Annotated in this window: 27 protein-coding genes; all 27 read right to left on the bottom strand. The window is 55.4% G+C overall.

Annotation, left to right across the window (positions count from 1 at the left end; genetic code table 11):
- Nucleotides 1-12: 12 nt before the first annotated feature.
- The 27 genes from B9L21_RS04910 to B9L21_RS04775 all read right to left on the bottom strand — a co-directional run bounded on the left by B9L21_RS04910 (nt 13) and on the right by B9L21_RS04775 (nt 24,932).
- Nucleotides 13-468, bottom strand: a complete 456-nt coding sequence (locus B9L21_RS04910) for a YpiF family protein (protein ID WP_063165477.1) — start codon at nt 466-468, stop codon at nt 13-15.
- Between the two features lie 86 nt (nt 469-554).
- Complete coding sequence (locus B9L21_RS04905; protein WP_063167316.1) at nt 555-1,088, bottom strand: ReoY family proteolytic degradation factor; 534 nt, start codon at nt 1,086-1,088, stop codon at nt 555-557.
- A gap of 56 nt (nt 1,089-1,144) precedes the next feature.
- The gene (locus B9L21_RS04900; protein WP_063165476.1) at nt 1,145-2,401 is read right to left on the bottom strand and encodes a tetratricopeptide repeat protein; all 1,257 of its coding nucleotides are present in this window, start codon (nt 2,399-2,401) and stop codon (nt 1,145-1,147) included.
- A 284-nt stretch (nt 2,402-2,685) separates the two neighbouring features.
- Entirely contained in the window at nt 2,686-3,969 is a 1,284-nt protein-coding gene (aroA, locus tag B9L21_RS04895; protein WP_063165475.1) for a 3-phosphoshikimate 1-carboxyvinyltransferase, read from the bottom strand.
- A gap of 27 nt (nt 3,970-3,996) precedes the next feature.
- Entirely contained in the window at nt 3,997-5,100 is a 1,104-nt protein-coding gene (locus B9L21_RS04890) for a prephenate dehydrogenase (protein WP_063165474.1), read from the bottom strand.
- A gap of 88 nt (nt 5,101-5,188) precedes the next feature.
- Nucleotides 5,189-6,286 carry a histidinol-phosphate transaminase gene (hisC, locus tag B9L21_RS04885; protein ID WP_063165473.1) on the bottom strand — a complete coding sequence of 366 codons (1,098 nt, stop codon included), beginning with the start codon at nt 6,284-6,286 and terminating at the stop codon, nt 5,189-5,191.
- Between the two features lie 31 nt (nt 6,287-6,317).
- Nucleotides 6,318-7,133 (bottom strand): tryptophan synthase subunit alpha, encoded by an 816-nt coding sequence (gene trpA / locus B9L21_RS04880; RefSeq protein WP_172796449.1) that lies wholly within the window; start codon nt 7,131-7,133, stop codon nt 6,318-6,320.
- Complete coding sequence (gene trpB, locus B9L21_RS04875) at nt 7,108-8,325, bottom strand: tryptophan synthase subunit beta (RefSeq protein WP_063165471.1); 1,218 nt, start codon at nt 8,323-8,325, stop codon at nt 7,108-7,110. The genes trpA and trpB overlap by 26 nt, the downstream gene beginning before the upstream one ends.
- A 112-nt stretch (nt 8,326-8,437) precedes the next feature.
- Nucleotides 8,438-9,079 carry a phosphoribosylanthranilate isomerase gene (locus tag B9L21_RS04870; RefSeq protein ID WP_082816530.1) on the bottom strand — a complete coding sequence of 214 codons (642 nt, stop codon included), beginning with the start codon at nt 9,077-9,079 and terminating at the stop codon, nt 8,438-8,440.
- Complete coding sequence (gene trpC, locus B9L21_RS04865) at nt 9,066-9,842, bottom strand: indole-3-glycerol phosphate synthase TrpC (protein ID WP_063165469.1); 777 nt, start codon at nt 9,840-9,842, stop codon at nt 9,066-9,068. The genes B9L21_RS04870 and trpC overlap by 14 nt, the downstream gene beginning before the upstream one ends.
- Complete coding sequence (gene trpD, locus B9L21_RS04860) at nt 9,835-10,854, bottom strand: anthranilate phosphoribosyltransferase (protein ID WP_063165468.1); 1,020 nt, start codon at nt 10,852-10,854, stop codon at nt 9,835-9,837. Before trpD ends, trpC begins: the two co-directional genes overlap by 8 nt.
- Nucleotides 10,848-12,374 (bottom strand): anthranilate synthase component I, encoded by a 1,527-nt coding sequence (gene trpE, locus B9L21_RS04855; protein ID WP_063165467.1) that lies wholly within the window; start codon nt 12,372-12,374, stop codon nt 10,848-10,850. The genes trpD and trpE overlap by 7 nt, the downstream gene beginning before the upstream one ends.
- 239 nt (nt 12,375-12,613) lie before the next feature.
- Complete coding sequence (gene aroH / locus B9L21_RS04850; protein WP_063165466.1) at nt 12,614-12,994, bottom strand: chorismate mutase; 381 nt, start codon at nt 12,992-12,994, stop codon at nt 12,614-12,616.
- Nucleotides 12,991-14,091: a 3-dehydroquinate synthase gene (gene aroB, locus B9L21_RS04845; protein ID WP_063165465.1), complete on the bottom strand. Its 1,101-nt coding sequence runs from the start codon at nt 14,089-14,091 to the stop codon at nt 12,991-12,993. Before aroB ends, aroH begins: the two co-directional genes overlap by 4 nt.
- Nucleotides 14,092-14,093: 2 nt before the next feature.
- Nucleotides 14,094-15,260 carry a chorismate synthase gene (gene aroC / locus B9L21_RS04840; protein ID WP_063167315.1) on the bottom strand — a complete coding sequence of 389 codons (1,167 nt, stop codon included), beginning with the start codon at nt 15,258-15,260 and terminating at the stop codon, nt 14,094-14,096.
- A gap of 99 nt (nt 15,261-15,359) precedes the next feature.
- Complete coding sequence (locus tag B9L21_RS04835; RefSeq protein ID WP_063165464.1) at nt 15,360-16,130, bottom strand: CheR family methyltransferase; 771 nt, start codon at nt 16,128-16,130, stop codon at nt 15,360-15,362.
- A 78-nt stretch (nt 16,131-16,208) separates the two neighbouring features.
- Nucleotides 16,209-16,658, bottom strand: a complete 450-nt coding sequence (ndk, locus tag B9L21_RS04830) for a nucleoside-diphosphate kinase (protein WP_063165463.1) — start codon at nt 16,656-16,658, stop codon at nt 16,209-16,211.
- 98 nt (nt 16,659-16,756) lie between these two features.
- Nucleotides 16,757-17,719, bottom strand: a complete 963-nt coding sequence (gene hepT / locus B9L21_RS04825) for a heptaprenyl diphosphate synthase component II (RefSeq protein ID WP_063165462.1) — start codon at nt 17,717-17,719, stop codon at nt 16,757-16,759.
- Between the two features lie 15 nt (nt 17,720-17,734).
- Entirely contained in the window at nt 17,735-18,439 is a 705-nt protein-coding gene (menG, locus tag B9L21_RS04820; RefSeq protein WP_063167313.1) for a demethylmenaquinone methyltransferase, read from the bottom strand.
- 4 nt (nt 18,440-18,443) lie between these two features.
- Nucleotides 18,444-19,223, bottom strand: a complete 780-nt coding sequence (locus tag B9L21_RS04815) for a heptaprenyl diphosphate synthase component 1 (protein WP_063167314.1) — start codon at nt 19,221-19,223, stop codon at nt 18,444-18,446.
- A 113-nt stretch (nt 19,224-19,336) separates the two neighbouring features.
- Nucleotides 19,337-19,561: a trp RNA-binding attenuation protein MtrB gene (mtrB, locus tag B9L21_RS04810; protein ID WP_063165461.1), complete on the bottom strand. Its 225-nt coding sequence runs from the start codon at nt 19,559-19,561 to the stop codon at nt 19,337-19,339.
- Nucleotides 19,562-19,573: 12 nt separating this feature from the next.
- On the bottom strand, nt 19,574-20,140 hold the full coding sequence (gene folE, locus B9L21_RS04805) for a GTP cyclohydrolase I FolE (RefSeq protein WP_063165460.1): 567 nt from the start codon (nt 20,138-20,140) through the stop codon (nt 19,574-19,576).
- 133 nt (nt 20,141-20,273) lie between these two features.
- Nucleotides 20,274-20,546: an HU family DNA-binding protein gene (locus B9L21_RS04800; RefSeq protein WP_008879623.1), complete on the bottom strand. Its 273-nt coding sequence runs from the start codon at nt 20,544-20,546 to the stop codon at nt 20,274-20,276.
- 587 nt (nt 20,547-21,133) lie between these two features.
- Nucleotides 21,134-22,612: a stage IV sporulation protein A gene (gene spoIVA, locus B9L21_RS04790; RefSeq protein WP_063165459.1), complete on the bottom strand. Its 1,479-nt coding sequence runs from the start codon at nt 22,610-22,612 to the stop codon at nt 21,134-21,136.
- A 160-nt stretch (nt 22,613-22,772) separates the two neighbouring features.
- Nucleotides 22,773-23,495, bottom strand: coding sequence for a hypothetical protein (locus tag B9L21_RS04785; protein ID WP_063165458.1), 723 nt, complete (start codon nt 23,493-23,495; stop codon nt 22,773-22,775).
- Nucleotides 23,496-23,514: 19 nt separating this feature from the next.
- Complete coding sequence (locus tag B9L21_RS04780) at nt 23,515-23,718, bottom strand: DUF2768 domain-containing protein (RefSeq protein WP_063165457.1); 204 nt, start codon at nt 23,716-23,718, stop codon at nt 23,515-23,517.
- 182 nt (nt 23,719-23,900) lie between these two features.
- The gene (locus B9L21_RS04775; protein ID WP_063167312.1) at nt 23,901-24,932 is read right to left on the bottom strand and encodes an NAD(P)H-dependent glycerol-3-phosphate dehydrogenase; all 1,032 of its coding nucleotides are present in this window, start codon (nt 24,930-24,932) and stop codon (nt 23,901-23,903) included.
- Nucleotides 24,933-25,049 lie beyond the last annotated feature (117 nt).

The raw sequence follows: 25,049 nt of genomic DNA, 5'->3' as shown, positions 1-25,049 counted from the left end.
ACTTTGCTTTGCCTATCCTTTCGTCCAGCGGCTGACAAAAAAGCGGAGAAGCTCAGCAGCCTGCTCGCGAACGAGCTCATGCTTGTACGGCTCGCCCATGCTCTCGAGCGGAACGGCCGGAACGAGCCAAATGCGGCTGGCCTCCGTCTCCTCTTGCCACGCGCGATCGCACGTCACATAAAACACATGGTCCATCCCTTCCTGCCTGAGGCGGTTTGTCCAATTCGTCAGCCTTTCTAGCAACTGGCTCCGCCCTTCATCCGCAAAATAAACAAATGGCGGCAACAAAAACACGCGCCCCCTCAGCTGGCGCTCGACCTCAGCGGCGACGAGCCCGACGAGCTCTCCTCCAGAAGCGAGCCGCCTCGCGCCTTGGCCGATGGCCACCGGCAAAAGCGGAATGAGTGCCGTATCAATGTAGTCGCGCTCTTTTTCATAGGTGGCGACGTCCCCGCTTGTCCATTTCATCGTTACTCCCCTTTGCCATAAAGTTCGTTCCTTATCACGATACCATATTTTTCGGCAAAAGAAAAACCTTGCCTGCGGGCAAGGTGTTACAATTTGTTTAATTCATCGGTCAGCCGGCGAAACGCCTCTTCATCGTGGCGGTCGAGCGCCTCGTCGATCAGCTTCATCAGCCGCCCGCGCCGGAACTCGTAAATGGACCGTTCCAAAAATTGCTCGGCAAGGCGCTGGTCGTTTTCGCTTACTTGCGCCTGCTTCGGTGCGTACGGGTTTTCCTCAAGCACAGCAACATATTGCGGCGAGTGAAAAGAAGCGCGGAAATTGAGTTGAATGTAAATATCTTCGTCGCGGTTCAAGCGGATGTCATGGAACGATTTCTCCGCATCGGTCGTCATCACATTCCCTTTGTAAAAACGGAACGGCACATCATCCACGCAGTGGGTCGACATGACGATGCCGCGCGGGCAATATTGGGCGTTCTCGACAAAATGCACCTTCTGCATCAGCTGATCATGGCTCATCAAATAATTTAAAATCCACACACATTCGCGTCGCTTCAACTGATAATGGCTTAAAAACCAACGGATGAACTCTTTTTTTTCATTGACGGATACGTGCGTCATCATGCGCTTCCCCCTCGATCGGTTTCCAAGAAAGAGGTTCGGTCACCGCGTCTCCCCTACTCCTCGAGCTCAAGCAGCATCTCGGCCGCCTCCGTATGGCTCGGGTCCAGACCGACGATTTGTTGAAATATTTCTCTTGCTGCCGCCCGATTTCCTTCCTCGATGAGAAAATATCCGTACTCTTCGAGAAAATCGACGTTATTCTTAAAGAAATTATATGCCTCAGCGTAATGATTTAATGCATCACCATACATCTCAAGCCGATGTTTGGCGCGCCCTAAATCCCATTCAAACTGCGGATCGTATTCACCGTCAGCCATCGCCTGTTCCAAAAGCGCCACCACGTCGTCATAGCGCTGCTCGTGAAGCCAAAGCGCTGATAAAACGGTAAGTGCCTCAATGTAGCCGCCATCGATCTCGAGCGCCTTTTTCAGCTGCTCTTCCGCTTCGGCCGGTTTGTTCAGCTTTAATGCCAATTTGCCGGCATAAAGGCGGAGCTCTTTATTCCACTCATCGATTTTCATCCCTTCGAGCACCGTTTCGTAGCTTTTTCGGAGCTGTCCTTCCTGCTCATAGGCTTTTGCCAAATATAAGTAAAGGGGGGCGTAATCCGGATCGAGCTCTTTTAAGGCGCTGAGCTTGTCGATGGCCGTTTGCGTGTAGCCGGCCTGCAAGGCTGTGAATCCGTAGGCGAACAATGTCCGGCTGTCCGTTTTTTCGTTGAGCGCTTCCTCATAATATGGAAGTGCCGCCTCAAACTCCCCGGAGCGGCTGAGCGCCTCGGCCAGCCGCTCCACCACGAGGACGCCGGCCAGCTCGCGCGCATTCTTTTGCACTTGTTCATAAAACGGCACGCTTTTTGCATATTCGCCGAGCGAAAAATACAATTCCGCTAAGGCGAATTGGACGATCGGCTCATCCGGCGCTTTTTTATACGCCTGACGCAGCTTTCGCTCGCTCACTTCCGTCAGTCCTTGCATTTCGTATAAATCGGCGGCGAGCAGGCACGCCCGGACAAACTGCGGATCATCCTCCCCGACCTCGGCTAAAAGGGCAAGCGCTTCGTCTTCAGCCTCAAGTTCCGTATACACTTCGGCTAAAAACAGGCGGATGTCGCCATCGTCCGGATAGCGGGCGGCAAGCTCCTCAAGCATCCCTTTTGCCTCCTCCGGCATCCCCCATGCGTACAAACAGTCCGCAAGCGCATATTTCTCTTCGTCGCTTCCATATTTTTTTACTTTCGGCACGAGCGCCAACGCTTTGTCAACATTTCCGTTTTCTACTAGACGAATGATTTGTTCAACACGTGTCATGTCCGTGAACCTCTCTTATCGCGACAGATCGTTCCTAGTTAGGGCGGGGACATCCGCCCTCACTGTCTGAATAGTTATGTACTGCTGCAGCGGGAACATGATTAATCATAATCGACAATGGCCGTTTCAGCAACCGAACCGCTCGCCGCCCGACAGCGTGCCGTCCCACAACAGATGTATCCGCTTTCAAAAGGAATGGAAAAGCCTTTCCTCTTATTGACAACATATGAATGAACAAAGCGAAATATAACCACCCGCCCGCTTGGGGCGGGGGCGTTTTTCAGCTACAGCAAAGAACGAAGATCGGCAAAAAAGCCCGGATAGGAGACCGCGACCGCTTCCGGACGCTCAAGGCGGACCGTTCCTTTCGCGCAGCAGGCGGCGATAGCGAGCATCATGCCGATCCGGTGATCCCCATGGCTGTCGACGACAATCGCGTCGGCATAAAGCGCCGTTTTGCCGCGAATGACCATGCCGTCATCGGTCGCTTCAATATCGGCGCCAAATTTTTTCAGCTCCGTGACGACCGTATCGATTCGGTTCGTTTCTTTTACTTTCAACTCACTGGCATCTTTAATGACGGTCGTCCCTTCGGCCTGCGTCGCCAGCAAGGCGATGATCGGAATTTCATCGATCAACCTTGGAATGAGATCGCCGCCAATTTCGACCGCTTGAAGCGCCGATGTGCGAATCGTGATATCGCCGATCGGCTCCGTTTCCTCATTGCGGACATGGTCAACCGCAATGTCGGCTCCCATTTGTTCGAGCACATCGATAATCCCGGTTCTCGTCGGATTTAAGCCAACGTTTTTCAGCGTAATTTCGCTGTTCGGCACAATGGCGCCGGCGACGAGGAAAAAGGCGGCCGATGAAATATCGCCGGGAACGTAAATGTGCGTCCCGCGCAAGGACTGCGGGCCGGCAATTGAGACGGTTGGGCCGTCGACGTTCACCTCACCGCCAAACAGCCGGATCATTCGTTCTGTATGGTCGCGCGAACGGTGCGGCTCAGTGACGGACGTTGCGCCATCGGCAAACAAACCGGCGAGCAAAATGGCCGACTTCACTTGGGCGCTCGCCACCGGCGAGTTGTAGCGGAGCGGGCGGAGCGCGCCGCCGCGGACCGCAAGCGGCGTATAATTGCCGCCCTCACGCCCGTCAATATGCGCTCCCATCTCGCGAAGCGGCTTCGTCACCCGCGCCATCGGCCGTTTGGCAATCGACTCGTCGCCAACAAGGCAAGCGTGAAACGGCTGACCGGCCAAAATGCCGAGCAAAAGGCGCGCCGTCGTGCCGGAATTGCCGACATCAAGCACGGCGGCCGGCTCGCGAAGTCCGCTGGGCCCCGCCCCTTCGACAATGACATTCATCCCGTCTTGGCGAATGTCGACACCGAGCTTGCGGAAGCAGTCGATCGTGCTTAAACAATCTGCGCCAGGCAAAAAATGATCGATCACCGTCCGTCCGGAAGCGAGCGCCCCGAGCATGACAGCGCGATGGGAAATCGATTTGTCGCCGGGCACTTCAATCGTTCCCCGAAGCGATGATACGTTCGTTGGCAGCTGCATGCAACATCCCTCCACTGTTTTTCGTTGCTACCCTTCATATGTCGCATAGTTCGTATGTTTGGCGAGGCACGCTTTCGCCCGCGCCCGGTCATCTTCGCTTTGGAAGCTGAGGCGGAGCACCCCGTAAATTTCCTCGCGCGTCTCGATAATGCGGATGTTTGTAATGCTGATCTTTTCCTGGGCCAAATAGCCGGTGACCTCGGAAATGACGCCCGGATAGTCGGGCACGTCGACATACAAATCGTAAAACGACGGAATCGCCCCCTTTGTCCGCACCGGCAGCCCGTCGCGAAACTGTTTCGCTTCAAGAAAATAATGGTAAATCGCGATGCTGTTTTCTTCCTCGACAAACGAGCGGAGCCGTTCCATTTCGGCGATCCAACGCTCAAAAAGGGCGAGCAGCTCGCGCTTATTATGGATAAAAATGTCGCGCCACATTTCCGGATTGCTCGACGCAATGCGGGTAATATCGCGGAAACCGCCGGCCGCCAGCCGGCTGACGAGGGCGTTTTCGTTTTCATACTCGCGCGCCTGATGGACGAGGCTTGCCGCAATCAAGTGCGGAAAATGGCTGATCACCCCAGTGATGCGGTCATGTTCTTCCGGCGTTAAGACGACAAACTGCGCTCTTGTTCCGGACAGCCATTGTTTCAACTTCTCGACCTGCTGTGGCGGCACGCCGTCTGTTGGCGTCAAAACGTAAAAGGCATTTTCAAACAAATGCGCCCGCGCCGCAGCCACACCGCTTTTGTGCGACCCGGCCATCGGATGGCCGCCGATAAACGCCACGCCGTGATCCAACAGGCGGCGCGCGCCTTGAACGATGCGCTGCTTCGTGCTGCCGACGTCCGTGACGATGACGCCGCGCTTCAGCCGCTCAAGCGGCATGGACGAAAGCAGCGCTTCCGTCTGCATGACCGGAGTGGCGAGAACAATCAAATCCGCTTGCCTAAACCCGTCTTCTACAGAATGGACGGCTTCGTCGATCACTTTCAGCGAGCGCGCCAAACCGAGCTGATGATCGTTGACGTCATAGCCGATGATCACTGCCTCAGGATGCGCCTTTTTAACAGCTAAAGCAATCGATCCGCCGATCAAGCCGAGACCGACAATAAACACGTTTCCTTCCAACCCAACCCACCTTCTTTATGTAAAAATGCGCCCGCTGCTTGCTGCAAGCAACGGGCTGGCCTTCCTGTCCGGTTCGTTGCCAAACCGGTCAGACGAGCTGTTTTTCGCGAAGCATGTGCAAAACCGTTTCAAACACCCGGTCATTCTGCTCTTTCGTGCCGATGGTGATGCGCACGCCGGTCGGCAAGCCGAGCGCCTTGCCGGAGCGGACGATAATGCCCCGCTCGAGCAAATATTGAAACACTTCATTGCCGTCTATGCCGAAGTCGATGAACAAAAAGTTCGTTTGCGACGGGTAATACTTCAGGCCGTGTTCTTCGCAAAAGCGGTAATACCGTTCAAGCTCGGCGCGGTTTTGCTCGACGCAGGCGCGGATGAACGCCTGGTCATCAAGCGCGGCCGCTGCGGCCGCTTGGGCGACGGTCGACGTATTAAACGGCTCGCGCGCCGGTTCGACGGCGCGAATGATGGCCTCGCTGGCAATGCCGTAGCCAACGCGGAGCGCAGCAAGCCCGTACGCTTTCGAGAACGTGCGCATAATGACAAGCTGTTCATATTCCCGTAACAGCGGCACCGTTTGCGGATAATCAGCCGCCGTTGCGTATTCGTAATACGCTTCATCCAAGACGACAAGCACGTGCGGCGGCACGCGATCCAAAAAGGCGCGCAACTCCGTTTCGTTCACATACGTGCCGGTCGGGTTGTTCGGATTGCAAATCCAGACGATGCGCGTATTCCCGTCGATGGCGTTAAGCATCGCCTCTAAATCATGGCGCCCGTCAGCAAGCGGCACTTCGCGCACTTCGGCCCGCTCGATGACCGCGTTATGGCGGTATTGCGGAAACGTTGGCGCCGCCATCACCGTATTCGTGCCCGGCTCTAAAAAGGCGCGGCAAAACATTTGCACGACTTCATCCGAGCCGTTGCCAAACAACAGCTGCGTTTCCTTAACGCCAAGATGGGTAGCTGCTTTTTCGCGCAACACGCGGGCATAGCCATCCGGGTAGACGGCAAGGCGGTCAAGCTCAGCGGCGATGGCAGATTTCGCCGCCGGTGACGAACCGTATGGATTTTCGTTGGAAGCTAGTTTAATAATATCGGAAAGGCCGTATTCCCGCTTCACTTCCTCGATCGATTTTCCCGGCTGGTACGGGGGAAGCCCCCGAAGTTGTTCCTTCACTTGCATGGATATTGCCAACTCCTTTAGATCGGAACTTTTAGCGCGAAGAACACGGCGCGTGAAGCGGCGCGGCGAGCGAGCGGGCGTAGGCGGCAAACTCGGCGATGGCCGCTTCCTTTTCCGTCGGGGTCTGCAGGCGCTCAAGCAGCTGTTCCACTTTTTGCACGAGCGCGCTGCCGACGACGACGCCATCGCAGACGCCTTTGAGCATCGCCACTTGTTCCGGCGTCGAAATGCCGAACCCGACAGCGACCGGAACGCGGCTATGCCGTTTTACTTCGCCCAAGAAGCCGCCAAGCGACTCCGGCAGCGTCTCGCGCACACCGGTGACGCCAAGCGAGGAGACGCAGTACAAAAACCCTTCAGCCGCGGAAGCGATCCGCTCGATTCGCTGCTTTGACGTCGGGGCGACGAGCGAAATGAGCGGAAGGCCGAACCGCTCACCGAGCTCGCGGAGCGGGCCGCTCTCTTCAAACGGCAAATCGGGAATGAGCACGCCGTTGGCGCCATTTTCTCGCGCTAAAGCAAAAAAGGATTCTTCTCCTAATTGTAACACAGGATTATAATACGTAAAGATGATAATCGGAATTTTTACACCTTTTTTTCGCATTGCGGCGACAAGCTGAACGGCTTTCGGCAGCGTCATTTGCCCGGCGAGCGCCCGGGCGGCGGCGCGCTGAATCGTCGGCCCGTCGGCGAGCGGGTCAGAGTACGGCACGCCAAGCTCCAATACATCAGCGCCGGCGTCTTGCAGCGCCAAAGCGAGGTCGACGGTCAAGTCGGCAGACGGGTCGCCGGCGACGATAAACGGAATAAACAGCGGTTGATTAGCGGGCAGACGCAACGTCTTCACCTTCTTTCATCCCAAGATGGCGCATCATCGCTTGCACATCTTTATCGCCGCGGCCGGACAGACAAATGAGCACCGTCTCATCCGGCTCCATCCGGCGGGCCAGCTCGACGGCTTTCGCCACCGCATGGGCCGATTCGATGGCCGGAATGATGCCTTCGGTTTGCGATAGCAGCTGAAATGCAGCGACCGCTTCCTCATCGGTCACACTCTCATAACGGACGCGGCCGATGCTCGCCAAATACGCGTGTTCCGGACCGACGCCGGGGTAATCGAGACCGGCGGAAATCGAATACGGTTCAATGATTTGCCCGTATTCATCTTGCAGCAAATATGTCATCGCCCCGTGGATGACTCCTTTCGTCCCTTTCGCAATCGTCGCCGCATGGTGCGGAGTATCGATTCCTTTGCCGGCTGCTTCTACGCCGACGAGACGAACGTCGTCTTGCAAAAACGGGTAAAACATGCCGATGGCGTTGCTGCCGCCGCCGACACAGGCGACAATCACATCCGGCAGCTTCCCTTCGCGGGCGAGAAACTGTTCCTTCGCTTCATCACCGATGATCCGCTGAAACTCGCGCACCATTTTCGGGTACGGGTGCGGACCGACGACCGAACCGATCATATAAAAGTGGTCGTCACAATGGGCGACCCAATAACGAATCGCCTCGTTCGTCGCGTCTTTTAACGTCCGATTGCCGCTTGACACCGGCACGACTTCGGCGCCTAACAGCCTCATGCGAAACACGTTCAGTTCTTGCCGTTTCATGTCTTCCTCGCCCATAAAGACGATGCAGTCCATGCCGAAATGGGCAGCCACCGTTGCCGCTGCAACCCCATGCTGCCCGGCGCCGGTTTCGGCGATCAACTTTTTCTTGCCCATCCGTTTCGCCAAGAGCGCCTGGCCGATGGCGTTGTTGATTTTATGGGCGCCGGTATGGTTTAAATCTTCACGCTTTAAATACATTTTCGCGCCGCCAACCTGCCTTGTCAAATTGGGGGCGAACGTCAGCGGGGTCGGCCGCCCGGAGTAGTGCTGCAAAATACGGATATATTCTTGCTTGAACGACTCATCGGCAAGCGCTTTGTCGAGTTCCACTTCAATTTCCTCAAGCGGAAGCATGAGCGTCTCCGGGACAAACTTGCCGCCGAAATCGCCAAATCGCCCGTGTTCATTCGGAATCTGTTCGATCATCAAAGCCACCTTCTTTTTCCCCAAGATTAAATGACGGATTTCGTGTGAAAAAGCATCCGCCTGCGCCCATTCCAATACCGGATCGGCGCGAACGATCTTTGCACGTCCTTTTCTATTTGAAATATTGTTGTACTTTTTCTTCTATCTGCTTCATCTTGGCCGGGTCTTTGCGCCCGTCTGTTTCAATGCCGCTGCTTATGTCGATGCCGTCGGGACGATAGGCAAGCAGCCGTTCGACATTGTCCGGGGTGATGCCGCCGGCGATGAAGCACGGCACGCCTTGGCGTGCGGCCTCTTCCAAATAGCGCGGCACCGCCTCCCAGTCAAAGGAGACCCCTGTTCCACCCCACGCGCCGGCGACGCGGCTGTCGACAACGTAGCCGTCAGCCACCCCGGCGTATTGCTTCATCGCCTCAAGCGCCCCATCGCCGTGATGGATCGCCTTCCAAACGGCGCGCTGTGCCGCCTCTTTCACAGCGGCCAGCTCAGCCGGCGTCTCGCGGCCATGGCATTGGATGACATGAAGCGGCAGCTGCAAGGCAACAGCAGCGATCCGATCAACAGAGGCGTTGACAAAGACGCCAACGAGCTGCTTATCGCCGAGTGACGCCGGCGCCAACCATCGTTTCACCTCCTCAGGTGAAACGTTCCGCCTGCTTGCAGCGAAAATAAAGCCGAGATAATCCGCCCCGCTCGCGAGCGCAGCTTGCACATCGCCCGCCGAACGGTTGCCGCAATATTTAAGCCGGACCACCGCTGTCACCCTCTCCAAACAGCCGGTAGACCGCCCGCTCGACATCGGCTTGGCGCATGAGCGACTCACCGACAAGCATCGCCTGCGCCCCGTATGAACGGACCGCCTGCACATCGCGGTAGGAGCCGATCCCGCTTTCGCTGACGATGACGCACGACGGCGGAATGAGGGACGCGAGCGTTTTGGTCGCCTCAAGCGTCGTCACAAACGTACGCAAATCGCGGTTGTTAATGCCGACTACTTCGGGCGTAAACCGGTCCAAAATCCGCTCCAGCGTCTCTTTCGCGTGCACTTCCACTAAACATTCGAGTCCGATGCTGTACGCTTCGTGATAGAGCGTCTCGAGCGTTTCCGGGGGCAGCGCTTCGCCGATCAATAAAATCGCATCCGCCCCGATCCGGGCGCTTTCTTCTACTTGCCGGCGGTCGATGATGAAATCTTTGCGCAGCACCGGGATGTCGATCGCCTCTTTCACCGCCTGCAAATAGCGGCGGTGCCCTTGGAAATAGCGCTCATCCGTCAGCACGCTGATCGCATCCGCCCCCGCGCGCTCATACGCTTTGGCGACGGCGACCGGATCAAAATCCGGGCGGATGACGCCTTTAGACGGAGACGCTTTTTTCACTTCAGCGATTAACCCGAGCGCCCGCCGCGGCCGGCGGAGCGCCGCGGCGAACGGACGGCGCTTTGGCTCCGGCAGCGGTTCCGGCAACGTCAACGCCTCAAGTTCCTCACGTTTTGTCGCTAAAATTTGTTCAAGCATCGTGGACCACTTCCTTTACACGCAGGCGTTGCAGCTGTCTGTAAGCAGCGTTGGACAAAATGGCGTCTTTCGCCATCGCTACCCCATCGGCGATCGTTTCCGTCTTGCCGGCGGCGTACAAGGCGACGCCGGCGTTCAGCGCGACGATGTTGATGGCGCTCTCCGGCGCCGACGCGATCATGACCGCTTCAAGCAACGCAGCGCTTTCTTCCGGATCGCTCACTTGTACCTCGGCGAGCTCGCCACGCGGCAAGCCGACTTGTTCCGGGGTGATAACAAAGCGGCGGATCGCTCCATCTTTCAGCTCAACAACATCGGTTTCGGCGGCGATGCTGCACTCGTCGAGCCCGTCGCGGCCGGTGACAAACAGCACGTGCTCCGAACCGAGGCGGCGCATCGTCTCCGCCAGTTTCTCGGCGTAGCGGGTCGAATAGACGCCGATGACTTGCCGCTTGCAGCGCGTCGGGTTGGCGAGCGGGCCGATCAAGTTAAAAACGGTGCGGAAGCCGATTTCCTTCCGCGGCCCGGCGGCATGTTTCATGGCCGCGTGGTACAAGGGGGCGAACAAAAACGTTAACCCTTTCGTTTCCAATGCCTGCTTGGCGGCGTCCGGCGATGATTGAATATCGATGCCAAGCCGCTCGAGCACGTCCGCGCTGCCGCTTTTTGATGAAACAGCGCGGTTGCCGTGTTTGGCCACTTTGACGCCAAGCGAAGAAATAACGATGGCCGCTGCTGTTGAAACGTTAAACGTCGCCGCTCCGTCCCCGCCTGTGCCGCACGTGTCGATCACATCGTCACCGGCATCAATCGCCGTCATCCGGTCGCGCATCGCCCGCACAAACCCGGCCAATTCATCGACCGTCTCCCCGCGCAGACGCAGCATCGACAACAAACTCGCGATTTGGCTGTCTGTCGCCGCCCCGTCCATGACGGCAGCCATCGCTTCATATGCTTCTTCTTCTCCTAACGTTTTTCCTTCCGCACATTTGGAAAGCAGCTGCTTTAACATACGATCCTCTCCCCTTTGGCAAATAGTCGTTCCGCTTGTTCAATGGCGTTCAGTAAGGCGCTTGCTTTATTGCGCGTTTCTTTCCACTCAAGTTCCGGGACGGAGTCGGCGACGATGCCGGCGCCGGCCTGTACATATGCATACCCCTCTTTGATGACCGCCGTCCGGATGGCGATGCACGAGTCGATATTGCCGTCAAAGCCGATGTAGGCGATCGCTCCGGCGTACAATCCGCGGGCTGTCGGCTCGAGCTCTTGCAAAATTTGCATCGCCCGCACTTTCGGCGCACCGCTCACCGTCCCAGCCGGGAAGGCGGCAAGCAGCGCATCGATCGGGTGGACATCGTCATTCAGCTCGCCGACGACTTTCGAAATGAGGTGCATCACGTGGGAAAACTTGCCGATTTCCATCAAGACCGGTGCTTTGACCGTTCCGTATTTCGCCACCCGGCCGATATCGTTGCGCGCCAGGTCAACGAGCATATAATGCTCGGCCCGCTCCTTCGGGTCGTTGTACAGCTCATCGGCGAGCCTCGCATCCTCTTCCGGCGAGCGCCCGCGCCGTCTCGTTCCGGCGATCGGATCGATTTCCACGCGCCGATGGCGCACTTGGATCAGCTTTTCCGGCGAGCTCCCGACAATTTCCATATCATCCAGCCGAAAATAAAACATGTACGGCGACGGATTGATGTGGCGGAGCAGCCGATAAACGACAAAACCGCCCGCGCGAACCGGCACGCAAAAGCGCTGCGACAAGACAGCTTGAAACACATCGCCGGCCGCAATATACTGTTTGACCGTTTCCACGTCGCGCAAAAACTGTTCTTTTTCATAATTGGATGTAGTGTCGGCAAACGAAACGGTACGCCCCGTTTCGCCCTCTGCCGGCAGCAGCGGCTGCTCGGTACGGACGTGCGCCGCTTTCGCTGCCAACACGGCGATGCGCTGCTCGGCAGCGCGATACTTCTCGATTTTCTCATCTTCTGTCTCGCTGCCGTCTAAACGGATGTAGTGAATGAGCAACAGCTCCCGCCTTTGATGGTCAAAAGCAAACAGCGATTCACAAAATACGAAATAGCCGGCTTTCATGGCTAGGTCGCGATTTTCGTGGCGCGGCACGTTTTCGATGGCGGAAATGAAATCGTACCCTAAAAATCCAACCGCACCGCCTGTAAACGGCACCGCTTCGGCCAACGGCCGGACAGCGAGCGCCCGCTCGGCCCATTGAAACGCCTCTTTCAACGTTGGCACCGCAGCCTGTTCGTTTCCGTTTTCATCTTTCACGGAAAACATCTCGCCTGTTTCACTTTCGAGCGTTAAAAACGGCGCGACGCCGATAAACGAATAGCGCGCCCACGGCGATTCATCGTCTTTGCTTTCGAGCAGAAACACCGCTTCATCGCGCAAATTGCTAAATACTCTAAGCGGTTCAATGACATCGGCTAAAAATTTGCGCACGATCGGGATGGTGCGAAACTTGTTGGCATCCGCCAAAAAAGCGGCCAGCCTCTCAGTGGACATCCCTTCTCCTCCCTTCATGATCGGCGGGCGGAGAATGAGGGTTTATGAGGCGAAAAGAAAAAAGGGGAAAGAAAACGCCCAAAGACGACCGTCTTTGGGCAGATGTCAGCGAATAGAAAACAAACGCTCACCTCAGCTAAACTCGCTCATTCTCATCTACCCTACACTCGTTCTCAACTCTCGCTCCGCTTCTTTTGACAGCCCGCCATTCGGCGGGCAAAGAAGTTATTTTAACTATATTACATTTCTGTTTTTTTTGTCAATGACAAATCCGGGCGCAGCACGGCCGCATCCTTTAAGTACACATGGCAAATTTCATCTTGCTTTTTCTCCGTCGCCACCGTCATCATGACGCGGATGCACCGCGGCAATGAGCCGGGCACCGGAATTTCCCTTGTGCACATGACCGGCACGTACGTCCAGCCGTCAATCCGGCGCAGCGCCTGCGCCGGAAACGCGGCCGTGATGTCGTCGGTGACAGAAATAAGCACAAACGAAACGTCATCGGCGACAACCCCGTTCGCTCGGATCATTTCCCGAAGCAGCGTTTCGGTTGCGGCCACGATTTCTTCGGCCTCATTTCGTTCAACGGTAATCGCTCCGCGAATGCCTCGAATCATCGTCCTCCCCCCTGTCCGGCGAACTCGCCCAGCCAGGCGAGCAGCTTGTCATCTTCTAATTCCACGACTTCGACGTCGCCGATCTCGCGCAAGAGCACCATGCGCACCGTCCCGGCGTACGCTTTTTTGTCGCCTTTCATTTTCTCGAGCAATCGGTCGGCCTCCACCGCTGCCGGCAGCGATACCGGAAAACCGTATCCGGCAAACCATTCGGCGAAACGGTGCTCGGCAAACGAGCGGCCGTAAAGCCGTTCGCTGACAAACACCGCAAACAGCATGCCGAGCGCGACCGCCTCGCCGTGCGTAAGCGTGCCGTAGCCGAGTTCGCTTTCAAGCGCATGGCCGAGCGTATGGCCGAAATTTAAATGGGCGCGCACCCCGGTTTCTTTTTCATCTTCACGTACGACGGACGCCTTAATATCGATGCCCTTTTCAATACAATAGGCGAGCGTTTCGCCGCGCAAATCGGCGAGCGTCTTCACTTCCGCGCGCAGCCATTCGTAAAAGCGGCAGTCGCGGATGAGCGCATGCTTGATCACCTCAGCGAACCCTGAGCGAAGCTCGCGCTCAGGCAATGTGCGCAAAAAGGCCGTATCATACACAACCGCTTCCGGCTGGTGGAAGGCGCCGATCATATTTTTGCCAAGCGGATGATTGATTGCCACTTTGCCGCCGACGGCGCTGTCATGAGCCAAAAGCGTCGTCGGCATTTGAATGTAGCGGATGCCGCGCATATAAGTGGCCGCGACGAATCCGGCTAAATCGCCGACGACGCCGCCGCCAAGCGCGATCATGACCGAGCGGCGGTCTAAGCCGCACTGAAGCGCCGCCGTTTGGCAGGCGTAATAGTTGTCAAACGACTTGGCCGCCTCCCCGCTCGGGATGATATAAGCGTAGACGTCATACTCAGCGGCGGCAAGCATGGCGCGCACCTCATCCAAATAAAGGGGCGCCACCGCATCGTCAGTAATGATAAACAACTTGGTTCCCGGCGGGCAGGCAAGCGCCCGGAGCAGGCGCGGCAATGCGCGCGCCGCCCCATCGCCCAGCAGGAGCGGGTATCGTTTCGTCGCCGTTTCGATCGTCCGTTCGATCATCGTTAAAACTCCCTTGCATAGCGGCGGGCGCGCTCAATGTTTTCTTTGATCAGATCGATCCGGTCTTGACCGAACTGCTCGACGATCGCCGCCGCCACTTCCCAGGCGACGACCGCCTCGGCGACGACGCTCGCCGCCGGCACAGCGCAGCTGTCCGAGCGCTCAATGCTCGCCGTAAACGGCTCTTTCGTATCGATATCGACACTTTGAAGCGGCTTGTACAACGTCGGAATCGGCTTCATCACCCCGCGCACAACGATTGGCATCCCGGTCGTCATCCCGCCTTCAAAGCCGCCGGCTCGGTTCGTCCGGCGCGAAAATCCTTGTTCCGGACTCCAAATGATTTCGTCATGCACTTCGCTTCCCGGGCGGCGCGCCGCCTCAAACCCGATGCCGAACTCGACGCCTTTAAAAGCGTTAATGCTGACGATGGCGGCAGCGATTTTCGCATCGAGCTTCCGGTCGTAATGAACATAACTGCCAACTCCGGCCGGGACGCCTTCGACGATCACTTCGACGATGCCGCCGATCGAATCGCCGTTTTTCTTCGCCAAATCGATCGCTTCCATCATTTTTTGCCCGGCTTCCGAGTCAAAGCAGCGCACCGGGGATGCTTCCGTCACTTCTTGCAATTCTTCAAGCGAGCGGTAATCGAGGTTTTCGGCGCGCACACCGCCGATTTCCAGCACGTGCCCGGCGACGCGGATGCCGACCTCTTCCAGGAGGCGTTTCGCCACCGCCCCGGCAGCTACACGCACAGTCGTTTCCCTTGCGGATGAGCGCTCGAGCACGTTGCGCATATCGCGATGCCCATACTTCAAGGCGCCGTTTAAATCAGCATGGCCCGGGCGCGGACGCGTTACTTTCCGCTTGACTTCGCTCTCATCATCAATCGGCTCAACAGCCATAATCGTTTGCCAATGTTGAAAATCGCGGTTCTCAACAACGAGCGCAATCGGCGAGCCGAGCGTTTTGCCATGGCGGACGCCGCCGACGATTTTCACCTCGTCTTTTTCAATTTGCATGCGCCGGCCGCGCCCATACCCTTTTTGCCGGCGCGCCAGCTCTTTATTAATGTGCTCGGCACGCAGCTCCAGCCCCGCCGGCACTCCTTCCAAAATCGCCGTCAGTTGCGGCCCGTGCGACTCCCCTGCTGTCAAATAACGCATATGTGTCTCTCCCTTCAGCTCTTTAACGCGTTTATGTAAAAATATATCATAAATTTGAAAAATGAAAATAGTTTCCGGAAAAAAAGAAGCCGGCACCGGCTATCTTTTTCGGTAAAAAAACGTTTCCTCCATTTCAAATCCGTATAAGCCGGGATTGAAAATTTGCTCGGTGCTGCCGACAAACAGCACACCGCCCGGCCGAAGCGCATCATGGAATTTCCGGTACAAAATCTGTTTCGCCTCTTCGGTGAAGTAAATGAGCACATTGCGGCAGACGATCAAATCAAACGGCCCTGGAAACGGGTCGGCGAGCAAATTATGTTTTTGAAACGTGACCGCCTGTTTCACCTTTTCGTCTATTTTATAATACTCGCCGTCTTTCGTAAAAAACTTTTTTTTCATTTCCTCCGGCAGCTCGGCGAGCGACCGTTCGCTGTACAGCCCGAGACGCGCGCGGGCGAGCGCGTTTTCGTCAATGTCGGTCGCCAGCACCGACACGCGGTGAAGCGGCATATGTTTTAGAAGCACCAGCGCGAGCGTATACGGCTCCTCGCCCGTAGAGCAGGCGGCGCTCCATACTTTTGGACGCGGATTTTCCGCCAACAGCCGCGGCAAAATGGTGCGCTCAAGCACGTCCCACCGCTTCGCGTTCCGGTAAAACTCAGACACGTTGATCGTCATCCGGTCTAAACACTCATTCCATAACGCCGGGTTTTTTTCCATTGCCGCAAACAGCTCGGCAAAGCTGTTCAGCCCTTTTTTCATGTACAAAGATGCCAGCCGCCGCTTCATTTGCGCCTCTTTGTACAGCGAAAGATCAATGCCGGTTTTTCGTTTCACTTTCGCGATAAATTGCGCGTAATCATCCATTGCCCCGATCCCTCTCCTTGTCTCACCTTCATAAAACGGCAAAGACCGACCACGTTGTGGCCGGTCTTTGCCTGAACATTAATATAGCCATTCGTTCATCAGTTTCGTATAAGCAACGAGCTCTTCTTCTTTGAAGAACAAGTTGATTTCGCGTTCCGCGCTTTGCGGCGAATCGGAACCGTGAATGACGTTTTTGCCGACCGTCAAGCCGAAATCGCCGCGAATCGTGCCCGGTGCGGCGTCTTGCGGATTCGTTTTCCCCATCATTTGCCGGGCGGCGGCGATCACGTTTTCACCTTCCCACACCATCGCAAACACCGGTCCGGACGTAATGAAATCAACAAGCTCGCCGAAAAACGGACGCTCTTTATGTTCGGCGTAGTGCTGTTCAGCCAGCTCGCGCGATACTTGCATCAGCTTCGCGCCGACAAGCTGGAACCCTTTTTTTTCAAAGCGGGAGACAATTTCGCCGATCAAATTGCGCTGAACCCCGTCTGGCTTTACCATTAAAAATGTCCGTTCTGTCATTGACTCTCCACCCCTACTGTCGTATGTACTAGGAAACGGGTTCCCCTCCATCATAGTATCATTGTTTCGCGCCATTGGCAACAATGTCCTTGAAAGCGTTAATAATCCCTTTTCCCGATGTAGAGGGCGAGGTCATGCAGCAAAGCGCGCGCCTGATTGGCGGGCAATTCGCCGAGCAGACGGAGCGCTTTTTCGAGATAGCGGTCGCTTAATGCGTATGACTGGCCGATGGCATCCGTTCGTTTAATGGCGGAAATGACGGCCGCCATCTCATCGGCGTTTGTTTCTGGACCGACCGCGGCGATCGCCGCTTTCATTCGTTCGTCACGAAGCGCGTACAGCACCGGGAGGGTGATGTTTCCCTGCTGCAAGTCGCTTCCCGCCGGCTTGCCAAGCTGCTCTTCCGTGCCCGTAAAATCGAGGATGTCATCCGTAATTTGAAACGACATGCCGACATAATGGCCAAACCAATACAGCCGTTTGGCCACCGATTCCGGAGCGCCGGCGGCGAGAGCGCCAAGCTGACAGCTGGCAGCGATCAACAGCGCCGTTTTCCGGCGGATGCGCCGCAAATATGTGCGGAGCGGCTGGTCAAACCGGTATTTGTCTTTGATTTGCTCAATTTCTCCGCGGCACACTTCGACAATCGTTTTCGCAAGCACTTGATGGGCGCGCGGGTCGTCAAGTTTCGCCATCCGTTCGAGCGAACGGGCAAACAAATAATCGCCCGTATACATGGCAAACCGGTTGCTCCATTTCGCTTTGATCGTTGGCCGGCCGCGGCGCAAGTCGGCATCGTCGATCACATCGTCGTGGACGAGCGATGCCATATGAATGAGTTCGAGCGCCACAGCAACATGCTTGATCCGCTCGAGATCATAATGGCCGAAACGGGCGGCGAGCAAGACAAAAACGGGACGGATCCGCTTTCCGCCCGCTTGCAACAAATGCAGCGCCGCTTCCCCAAGCGGCCCATATTCCGACCGGACCGTCCGCTCGAGCTCCTGTTCGACCGCCGCCAAATCATCGCCTAAAAACGAATACATCGCCTTTAACTTCATGATGTTCACCTTAACTCATCGTTTATAGCCTAAATGCATCGCCGCCACGCCGAACGTGTACGGTTTGACCTCGACATCGACAAAGCCAGCGGCGCGAAACATTTCCGCCAGCTCATCCCGCCCCGGGAACTCGCGCGCTGACTCTTGCAGCCATGAATACTCCTCATAGCTTTTCGCCAACAGCTTGCCGAACAGCGGCATCATAAACCGGAAATAAACATAGTAAAGCTGACGGAAACCAAACATCGTCGGCTGCGACGTTTCCAAACAGACGGTCATGCCGCCCGGCTTGGTGACGCGGTGCATTTCTTTCAGCACCGTCATATAATCGGGGACGTTGCGCAAACCGAAGCCAATGGTCACGTAATCGAACGAATTGTCCGGAAACGGAAGCTGCATGGCGTTGCCATGGATGAGCTTCACGTTGCACAAGCCGCGCGCTTTCACCTTTTGTTCGCCGACTTTTAACATGTTTTCGCTAAAATCAAGGCCGTACACTTCCCCTTCCGGCCCGACCGCCTCGGCTAAAGCGATCGCCCAATCGGCCGTCCCGCAGCAAACGTCAAGCGCTTTTTTTCCTTTTTGCACATTCATCCGTCGCATCACGTCTTCGCGCCATTTTAAATGGCGGCGGAAGCTGATGACAGAGTTCATCCGGTCATAATGAGCAGAAATTTTTTCAAATACACGATGGACTCGTTCTTCTTTCGACTGATGCATCATTCTACCCTTCTTCCACCGTCTTTTTGGCGATGGCTGAAAATCCGCCGGAGAGCTCGGTCACGCGGAGCATCAGCAGGCCGGCCGGCGGCAATTCCGCCGCGAACAGCGCTTCTTTGCAATGGTCGATATAGCGATCGCAAAGGCGAAGCAAATACCGCCGCTGTTCGTTCGTCAGCCCCTTCGCCCGCGGGAACGCGATATGCGCCATTTGCTCAAAGAGCATCGACGTCCCGGTGCGGGCGAATGCTTCCCGCTCGGAGAGCAGGCGCCGCAGCAGCAAGTAATGGTAGGCAAACTGCCCCCATTGCGGCACCGCCATGCGGTCGGCAAGCTTGGCAAGCAGCGCCGATTCGATCGTGCCCATCGCCGCAAACAGCGCATCGATCCGCTCCGCCTTTTTTTCATAAAGACGCACTTTTTGTTCGTTAATGTCGCGGATCGCTTCGGCGAACAAACGGATGAGCGCGATATCGCCCGAACGCGCCAGCACATCGTAATACAGTCCGCTGTATAAGTCGCCGGCGAGGACGACAAGCTGCCGCGTCCGCAAGTCATCGCCGCCATCCGTCACCTCATCATGGGTATCAAGGGCGATCTGCACGAGCATCATGGCGATGATGTACCGATCCGTCTCATTTGGCGCCGCCGGAGCGTCAGCAACCATCGACAGCGCCAACAGCAGCCGGTCCTCGTCAACAACCGGCGTCGGCACATGCTCGCGCAAATACGGATGGTCAATCAGCTGTTCGATTTGTTCCTTCAATGACGCCAATTTCACCATGATGTCATTCACACGAATCACCCTTGTCCCCGAAAAATATCCGCACCGCAATGACGGACTCATTATAACATAATTTTGTCGAAAACGCTCTAGTTTGCTAGAAATTTGCCGGGTTACTTTTTCCCTTCCGACTCGATGGAGCCATGGCGCGTTTGAATATACGCCTTGCCTCTCACCTTAATCGCCGATGTATGTTCCGTGAACTGGGCGATTAGCACTTCGCCTTTATCGAGCTTTTCGGAATGATGGAATCTTGTGTCCGCGCCGCGCGTCAGCCCGATGACGTTCACTCCGTCTTCGAGCGCCTTAATGACGACAAAATCGCTGTTCGTGTTCATCGTTTGCCCTCCTTACGCTTTAATTAACGAAAACACTTCGGACCGGGCGTTGGCGTCCGTTTCAAACACGCCGCGCACCGCTGTTGTGACCGTTTTCGCCCCCGGTTTTTTTACGCCACGCATCGTCATGCACATATGCTCCGCCTCAACAACGACCATAACCCCGTGCGGTTCGAGCGCCTCGACGATCGAATCAGCGACCGTCGCCGTGATGCGCTCTTGCAATTGCGGACGGCGCGCCACCGCTTCGACAGCTCGGGCGAGCTTGCTTAACCCGGTCACTTTCCCTTCCCGCGGAATATAGGCGACGTGGGCGACGCCGAAAAACGGCACTAAATGGTGTTCGCACATCGAATAAAACGGAATATCTTTGACAAGCACGAGCTCCTCGTGCTCCTCGCTAAATACCGTTTGAAAATGCTGCTTCGGGTCCTCCTTTAGCCCGGCGAACACCTCGGCGTACATTTTTGCCACCCGCTTTGGTGTATCGATGAGCCCTTCGCGGTTCGGATCTTCACCGATCGCTTCCAGGATGAGGCGGACCGCATATTCAATTTGCTCAACATTGATCTCTGGCATACAAACAACATCCTCCTGCGTCATAAAAGCTGCATGTAATCCGATTCTAGCATAGGGAGCGAAAAAAAACAAAAAAGAAGGGCGGTGGATTACCTGCCCTTCCCTCCTAAGCTCCTGCTTCGGCTATGTAGGCTTATTTCACAGCATCTTTTAATGCTTTGCCCGGTTTGAATGCAGGAACTTTGCTTGCCGGAATTTCCATTTCTTCGCCCGTTTGCGGGTTGCGTCCTTTCCGGGCAGCGCGCTCGCGCACTTCAAAGTTCCCAAAGCCGATTAATTGCACTTTATCGCCTTTTCGCAGCGCTTCTGTAATCGAGTCAAATACCGCGTCAACGGCTTTTGTTGCATCTTTCTTGGAAAGACCGCTTGTTTCGGCTACTGCGTTGATCAATTCCGTCTTGTTCATGCCATTCACCTCCTCCCAAGGGAGCTCATCTTGTTTACTACCATTTGTGCACACTTTTCTGCTTTTCTATACATAGATATTGACGGCTCTTGGCGGCGAAAAGGCTGGCGCACGAAGGGCAAGCGCTGCATCGGCGCAGCCGCTGATTGTACTTTCGTTCAGCAAGACTGACAGGAAATGCGCCCGCGCCGCCGAGCGGGGCGCTCCCTTGACAGTTCAAGCGCCGCCCGCCCCTTCAAGACGAAGGAAGGGGCGGCAAACTGCCTTCGCTTCGCCAAGATGCGGTGACATGCCTAATCTTAACCAATTTATCGCGATAATTCAACATCTTTTTCGCCAAAACGGCCAATTTTAGGCATATTTCACCAAAACAACGATTTCAGATAAAAGATTACCATAACGCCGTGCGCATAATCAAGTGCCAATCCTTATTTCTCAAGGGTTTCAGCGATTTTTTCTCTTTTGAAAGATCAACAGTCAAAAAAAAAGCCCCCGAATTGGGAGCTGAGCGCACGGCCTTTAGGGGCAAGCACCCCTGCAGGCGAAGAACAATTGTCCGTCGCGGCGATCCGCGAGCCTCCGCTTTTCTATAAAATAATGGCGATGAGGCCGCCGGAGCCTTCGTTGATGATGCGTTCGAGCGTTTCTTTCAGCTTGTAGCGGGCGTTTTCCGGCATGAGCGCGAGTTTGGCTTGGATGCCTTCGCGGACGATCGAGCTGAGCGAGCGGCCGAAAATATCGGAGTTCCAAATCGACAGCGGATCGTCTTCAAAATCTTGCATTAAATAGCGGACGAGTTCTTCGCTCTGTTTTTCCGTACCGATAATCGGCGCGAATTCCGATTCGACGTCGACTTTAATCATATGAATGGACGGAGCGACCGCTTTTAAACGAACGCCAAAGCGTGATCCTTGGCGGATGATTTCCGGTTCGTCGAGGCTCATGTCGGACAAAGCGGGCGCAGCGATGCCATAACCTGTTTGTTTCACCATTTTTAGCGCATCAGCGATTTGGTCGTACTCGGCTTTTGCATGGGCAAAGTCTTGCATGAGCTGAAGGAGATGGTCTTTGCCGCGAATTTCAACGCCGACGATTTCTTTTAAAATTTGGTCGTACAGCTCATCGGGCGCATACAAATCAATTTCAGCGATCCCTTGCCCCATTTCGATGCCGGCGAGCCGCGCTTTTTCGATGAAATCGTACTCGGCAAACTGCTGTACGACCCGATCCACATCACGCAGCCGCTTAATGTCTTTCACCGTGTCGCGCACCGCTTCTTGGTAGCTTTCACGCAGCCAATGGTCCTCGCGCAGCACCATCACCCAACTCGGCAAGTTGACGTTCACTTCGAGCACCGGGAATTCATATAATGCCTCACGGAGCACGTTATACACATCGGTCTCACGCATGCTTTCCACACTCATGGCGAGCACCGGGATGTCGTACTTTTCAGCAAGCTCGCGGCGGAGCGCTTCCGTTTCCGGATGATGCGGCCGAACGGTGTTGACGATCATAATAAACGGCTTGCCGACTTCTTTCAGCTCGCCAATGACCCGCTCCTCGGCTTCTACGTAGTCATGGCGCGGAATCTCTCCGATCGAGCCGTCCGTCGTAATGACGACTCCGATCGTCGAATGTTCTTGAATGACTTTCCTTGTCCCGATTTCCGCCGCCTCTTGAAACGGAATCGGCTCTTCGTACCAAGGGGTGTGAATCATCCGCGGGCCGTTTTCGTCTTCATACCCTTTCGCGCCAGGCACGGCATAGCCGACGCAATCAACGAGGCGAATATTGACTTCGAGACCGTCATCGACTTTTACCGTCACGGCTTGGTTTGGCACGAATTTCGGTTCCGTCGTCATGATCGTTTTGCCCGCGGCGCTTTGCGGCAGTTCGTCTTGAGCCCGCGCTTTGTCAGCTTCGTTTTTAATGTTCGGAATGACAACGAGCTCCATAAACCGTTTAATAAACGTCGACTTTCCGGTGCGGACAGCGCCGACAACCCCTAAATAAATGTCACCGCCAGTCCGCTCGGCGATATCTTTAAAAAGATCGACCTTTTCCAAATGACTCCCCTCCAGTCCTTCGGTCGTTATGAGAAGCAACGGAATCAACTAGTATGATACGACACTATATGCATATGATGTTGTCCCATTCGGTTATGACTAAAAAGCGATGAAAAAATCCCTTCTCTAGAATGTATTTTCCTAGAGAAGGGATGATGACTTATTTCGTGAAAAAAATCGGTTCATTCGTTTTGGCATCGATCGTATACGGAAGGGAGTACGCCGGCACAAAGAGCGAGTGATCCGTCAAAAGAGCACGGATATCATCCCCTGGCTTGTAGCGGTGCGGATATTTTTTCAAGGCGGCGTATAGATCGGAACGGTAGTCAATGTAAATTTCACCGCTGCCATCGATGACAAACGGCAAGTTGTTGCCGGAAAACGGGCTGACCGCATACGGCGGCTCTTTGTAGCCGAGTTTTTTGTAATCGAGTGTAAACACACCGGGCGCAACGACGTCTTTAAACGGCGGATAACGGTGCTCGTCCGTATACATTCTCAGCCGCAGCTTCAGGTCACGGACGCCCTCGGCTAAGCGCAAATCAAGGAGCTTGACCGTCGGGTTCGTTTCCGCATCAATAATCATATATTGAAAGACGCCCCCGCTTTCATAGGCGTTTCCTGGCGGTTCCTGCATGTAGCGCGGAACGAGTTTTTGAAAATCAATCGGGTACTTTAAGTAAACCGGCGTTTTCATATCGCGGGTCTTAATCGGCAACAGTCCGCCGGTCGCCTTCCGGTACTCGTCGACCGCCGATTGGACGGCCGCCACTTGATCTTTGTAAGGAATTTGGTTTTGTTTTAGCCGCTCTTGCGGATATAAACACCCGGAAAGCGGCACGAGAAACAAGCAGGCTAAAAGCAAGCGAGCGATCTGTTTCATAGGTTCCTCCATCCTTTGCCTATTGCGGCGTCGGTCCGCTGAACACGACGAAAACGATGATGATGCCGGCTAAAACTAACAGAATATAGGCGATGGACGCCAAAAGAAAGCGTAACCATTTGATCTTGATCTTATAACGGCTCAAATAAATGAAGCCGACCGAAATAAACATAAATACCATTGAGGCGATGGCGATCCACATTTTCGCTAAAGCCGTTGACATAGTCGTTCCTCCTTTTTCGACAACTACTATTATAGCACCGCCATAAAAAAAGCTGAAGTAAAGCGGGGCTTTCTTTACTTCAGCATCGCCTTATACCCTTCCGGAAGCTCAAGCCGATGATGGTTCGTCATATTGTATGCAAAACGAAGACAACTTGTACCGCCATCCGCCTATTTTCGGCGTTACTGTTCGGCAAAAATGTTCATTAAATCGTCCATTTCCTGCTTTTTTCCGCGCGCCATAAGCGAATCGACCGCTTCTTTCGGATCCTTTCCGGCAAACAGCACTTCATAGAGCACTTCGGTAATCGGCATTTTCACGCCAAGCTCTTTCGCCAGCTCATAGGCGGCTTTTGTCGTTCGCACCCCTTCCACAGCCATCCCCATGCTTTCTAGCACATCATCGAGCTTTTTTCCTTGGCCAAGCATATGGCCGGCCCGCCAGTTGCGGGAATGGACGCTTGTGCACGTGACGATCAAGTCGCCGACCCCGGCCAGCCCGGAAAACGTCAACGGATTAGCGCCGAGCGCACGGCCGAGACGGGCAATCTCAGCCAATCCCCGCGTAATCAGAGCTGCCTTTGCGTTATCTCCATAGCCGAGCCCATCGCTGATGCCAGCGGCCAACGCGATAATGTTTTTCAGCGCCCCGCCGACTTCGACACCGACTAAATCCGGGTTCGTATACACGCGGAAATAGTGATGGTTCATAAATAGATCTTGAATGCGCCGTGCTGCTTCCATGTTCGGCGATGACACCGCCACTGTCGTCGGATGGCGGAGCACCACTTCTTCCGCATGGCTCGGCCCGGAAAGAACGACGACATCTTCTAGCCACTCACCCATTTCTTCAGCGACAATTTCCGACACGCGCTTATGCGTCCCCGGTTCGATTCCTTTGCTGACGGCAACGATCGTGATCGGCGCAGCCAAACATGTGCGCGCCCTTTTCAGCACGTCCCGGATCGCCTTCGTCGGCACAGCCAGCACGGCAATGGAAATGCCATCAAGCGCGGCGCAAAGGTCGTCGCAACCGATAATCCCCTCCGGCAGGCGGACGCCCGGCAAATATTTTTCGTTCGTCCGCCGCCCGTTGATCTCTCTTACTTGTTCAGCCCGGTGGCTCCAAAGCCGGACACGATGTCCATTGTCAGCTAAAACGAGCGCCAATGCCGTTCCCCAGCTTCCTGCCCCCAGTACGGTGACATTCTCCATCGTTCCCACTTCCTTTGTCCGATTGTCGCTTTCCTGAAAAACGCCCGGCGCGCCCCCGCTCGAGGCCAATCCCCTTCGCTTTCGGACCGCCAATCTCGGCAAGCAAAGAACATTTTG

It is taken from the genome of Geobacillus uzenensis (assembly GCF_002217665.1).
Lineage (GTDB): Bacteria > Bacillota > Bacilli > Bacillales > Anoxybacillaceae > Geobacillus > Geobacillus subterraneus.
The sequence above is the reverse complement of the archived record's forward strand: the minus strand, read 5'-3'. Positions and strand labels throughout refer to the sequence as shown.